The organism is Xanthobacter sp. BG11Y11_SDJG (genome assembly GCF_057364445.1).
Map to the genome: position 1 here is coordinate 1 of NZ_JBNFNU010000437.1, position 3,348 is coordinate 3,348.

A 3,348-nucleotide genomic window follows, 5' to 3' on the forward strand; every position below is an offset into this window, starting at 1 on the left:
GGCACCGGCCCCGGCCGCTGGCTCGCCTTCGCCGACGCGGCGTCCTGCCCGGCCGCCTCCTCCCGCTGGCGCAAGGCCTTGCGGCGGTGACGGACCAGGGCGATGCCAGCCTGCTGTTTCAGATCTCCGGGCCGAAGGTTCAGGCGGCGCTCGCCAAGGGCCTGATGATCGACCTCGACCCGTCCGTCTTCCAGGCGGGAGACGCCGCCACCACCACCGTCTCGCACGTGAACCTCACCTTCTGGCAGGTCGCGGGCACGGCGGCGGATGGCCCGGCCTATCTGTTCGCCGTGCCGCGCTCGTTCGCGCCGGCCTTCCTGCGCTGGCTCGCGGCGAGCGCCGCCGAATTCGGCTTCGCCCTCTCCGGCACGGGCCGAGGTTGGACGGCGGCGCGCCGCGCAGCTTTTCGCCGTCCCCTTTTTCGGCCCGCGCGCGTCCGCGCGCCGGCGCCCATTTTCCGAGAGCACGCCATGAGCCATCCCGACCGTCCGTTCATCCTCACCCTCGCCTGCCCGAACCGGCCGGGCATCGTCGCGGGCGTCTCCACCTTCCTGTTCCAGCACGGATGCAACATCCTCGAGGCGCAGCAGTTCGACGACACCGAGAGCGGGCGCTTCTTCATGCGCACGGTGTTCAACGTGGTGGAGGGCGAGGCGGGCCTCGATACCCTGCGGGCGGAGTTCGCCGCGGTCGCCGAACCGTTCAAGGCCACCTTCAGCATCCGCCCCAAGGACGAGAAGCGCCGGGTGCTGCTGCTCGCCTCCAAGTCCGACCACTGCCTCGCCGATCTGCTCTATCGCTGGCGCATCGGCGAGATTCCCATGGATCTCGTGGGCATCGTCTCGAACCACCCGCGCGAGACCTATGCCCATCTCGACTTCGACAGCATCCCGTTCCATCACCTGCCGGTCACCAAGGCGACCAAGCTGGAACAGGAACAGGAGATATGGGACGTGTTCAAGTCGTCCCGGGCGGAACTCGCCGTGCTGGCCCGCTACATGCAGGTCCTCTCAGACGGCCTTGCGGCGAAGCTGGCGGGCCGCTGCATCAACATCCACCACTCGTTTCTGCCGGGATTCAAAGGCGCCAAGCCGTATCATCAGGCGCATGCGCGCGGCGTGAAGTTGATCGGCGCGACCGCGCACTACGTCACGTCCGACCTGGACGAGGGGCCGATCATCGAGCAGGACGTGGAACGGATTTCGCACCAGGACCAGCCCGACGACCTGGTCCGCAAGGGCCGCGACATCGAACGCCGCGTGCTGGCGCGCGCGCTGGCCTGGCATCTCCAGGATCGGGTGATCCTCAACGGATCGAAGACGGTGGTCTTCCGCGACTGATGGGCTGAAAAGCCAAGCTGCTCTTAAGTCCCCGTTCCATTTGATGAACGATCCGCCCGGACGCGCCTGCGCCGGGCGCTCGCAAAGGGGAAATGAAACCGATCGGCGCCCCGCGCGTTCCCGAAGTGAAACCTTTCGGGAGCCCACCATGAGCCGACGTTTTACTCTCATTGCCGGCGCGATCGTTCTGGTTGCAGCGGTCGCCGCAGCTGGACTGTTTTCCGGCCGCGGCACCCCCGAACCCACCGAGACCGCCCCCGCCGCTTGCCGGTGCCGACGCCCGGCGGCGAGCCGCCGCCGCCCCACCGTCTCGCCCCGCCATGCCGCCCCGGCCGCACGCTTTTCCGATGAGCCGGCGCAGCAGCCGGCGCGGTGACGGTCGCAAAATTTGCATGCACGCGGCCTATGTTGACTAATATTTAGTCAATCTGGTATCCCTTTTCGCGATGAGGCCTTGCGCCTCACCCCAGGGCCGATCCCCCGCCGGCCCTCCCCCAGGCCTTCCGCCGCAAGTGTTTGCGTTGCCCCCTTCGGGGCCGGCGGGAGGCCTGGTCGGGCCTGCGGGCGGCTGGCGCGCTTCCTGCTATGGGATCGGTGGCGGGACCCGGTGACGACCCGGTGACAGGGCCGCCGGGACCGACCTGAAGAGAGCGTCATGCACACCCTTTCCGACCTCCTGGAAGCCCACCGCTCCGGCGCCCGCACGCTCGGCGACACCGTGGCCGAGGTCTATCGCCGCATCGCCGCGCGCGACGATCCGGCCATCTTCATCACCCTGCGGCCGCAGGCCGAGGTTCAGGCCGAAGCCGAGGCGCTGGCCGCGCGCGGGGCCACCGACCTGCCGCTCTACGGCATCCCCATCGCGGTGAAGGACAATATCGACGTCGCCGGCCTGCCCACCACCGCCGCGTGCCCTGCCTTCGCCTATATGCCCGAACGGGACGCGACCGCCGTCGCGCGCCTGAAGGCGGCGGGCGCGCTCGTCATCGGCAAGACCAATCTGGACCAGTTCGCCACCGGCCTCGTGGGCGTGCGCTCGCCCTATGGCATCCCGAAGAACCCCTTCATGGCGGACCTCGTGCCCGGGGGCTCGTCCTCCGGCTCGGCGGTGGCGGTGTCGTCCGGCATCGTGCCGGTGGCGCTCGGCACCGACACGGCGGGCTCCGGCCGCGTTCCGGCCATGCTCAACAACATCGTCGGCGTGAAGCCCTCGCTCGGGCTGGTGCCGAACACCGGGCTCGTGCCCGCCTGCCGCTCGCTCGACTGCATCTCGGTGTTCGCCCTCACGGTGGACGACGCCATGGCCGTGCTTCAGGTGATGGCCGGCGACGATGCCGACGCCTATTCGCGGCCCTTGCCGCTCGCCCCCCTCGCGGCGGCGCCGGCCGCCCCCGTGCTGGGCGTGCTTTCGCCGGACCAGCGGGAATTCTTCGGCGATCCGGACGCGGCGGACGCCTACGAGGCGGCGCTGGCGCGCTGGAAGACCATCGGCGCCAAGCTGGTGGAGATCGACTTCGCCCCCTTCGCCGAGACGGCGCGCCTGCTCTATGAGGGCCCCTGGGTGGCGGAGCGCTGGATCGTCGCCGGCGACCTGATCGCGAACGACCCCGAGGCCGTTCACCCTGTCACCCGCGCGATCACCGCGCCCGGCGGCGCGGCGAGCGCGGCGGATGCCTTCCGGGCCATGTACCGCCTCAAGGCCCTGCGCAAGACGGTGGAGCCGACGCTCGCCGCGGTCGACGCGCTGGTGCTGCCCACCGCCCCCACCGCCTACACGGTGGCCGAGGTGCTGGCGGAGCCGATCCTGCTCAATTCGCGCAATGGCACCTACACCAACTTCGTCAACCTGATGGACCTGTGCGGCACCGCCGTGCCCACGACCGTCGCCGCCTCCGGCGTGCCCTACGGCATCACGCTGCTGGCACCGGCGGGCCGCGACGGCGAGGTCGCGTCCCCTCGCCCGCGCCTTCATGGCGGCGGGCGACCTGACGCTCGGCGCCACGGGGCG

1 protein-coding gene and 1 pseudogene are annotated in these 3,348 nt (G+C 70.3%); both read left to right on the forward strand.

Features of this window, described 5'->3' with window-relative positions; genetic code table 11:
• The first annotated feature begins 470 nt into the window (after positions 1–470).
• On the forward strand, positions 471–1,340 hold the full coding sequence (gene purU / locus AC2W7M_RS22405; protein WP_486135030.1) for a formyltetrahydrofolate deformylase: 870 nt from the start codon (positions 471–473) through the stop codon (positions 1,338–1,340).
• A gap of 655 nt (positions 1,341–1,995) precedes the next feature.
• Positions 1,996–3,348, forward strand: a pseudogene (gene atzF, locus AC2W7M_RS22410) (allophanate hydrolase); the annotation flags it as partial.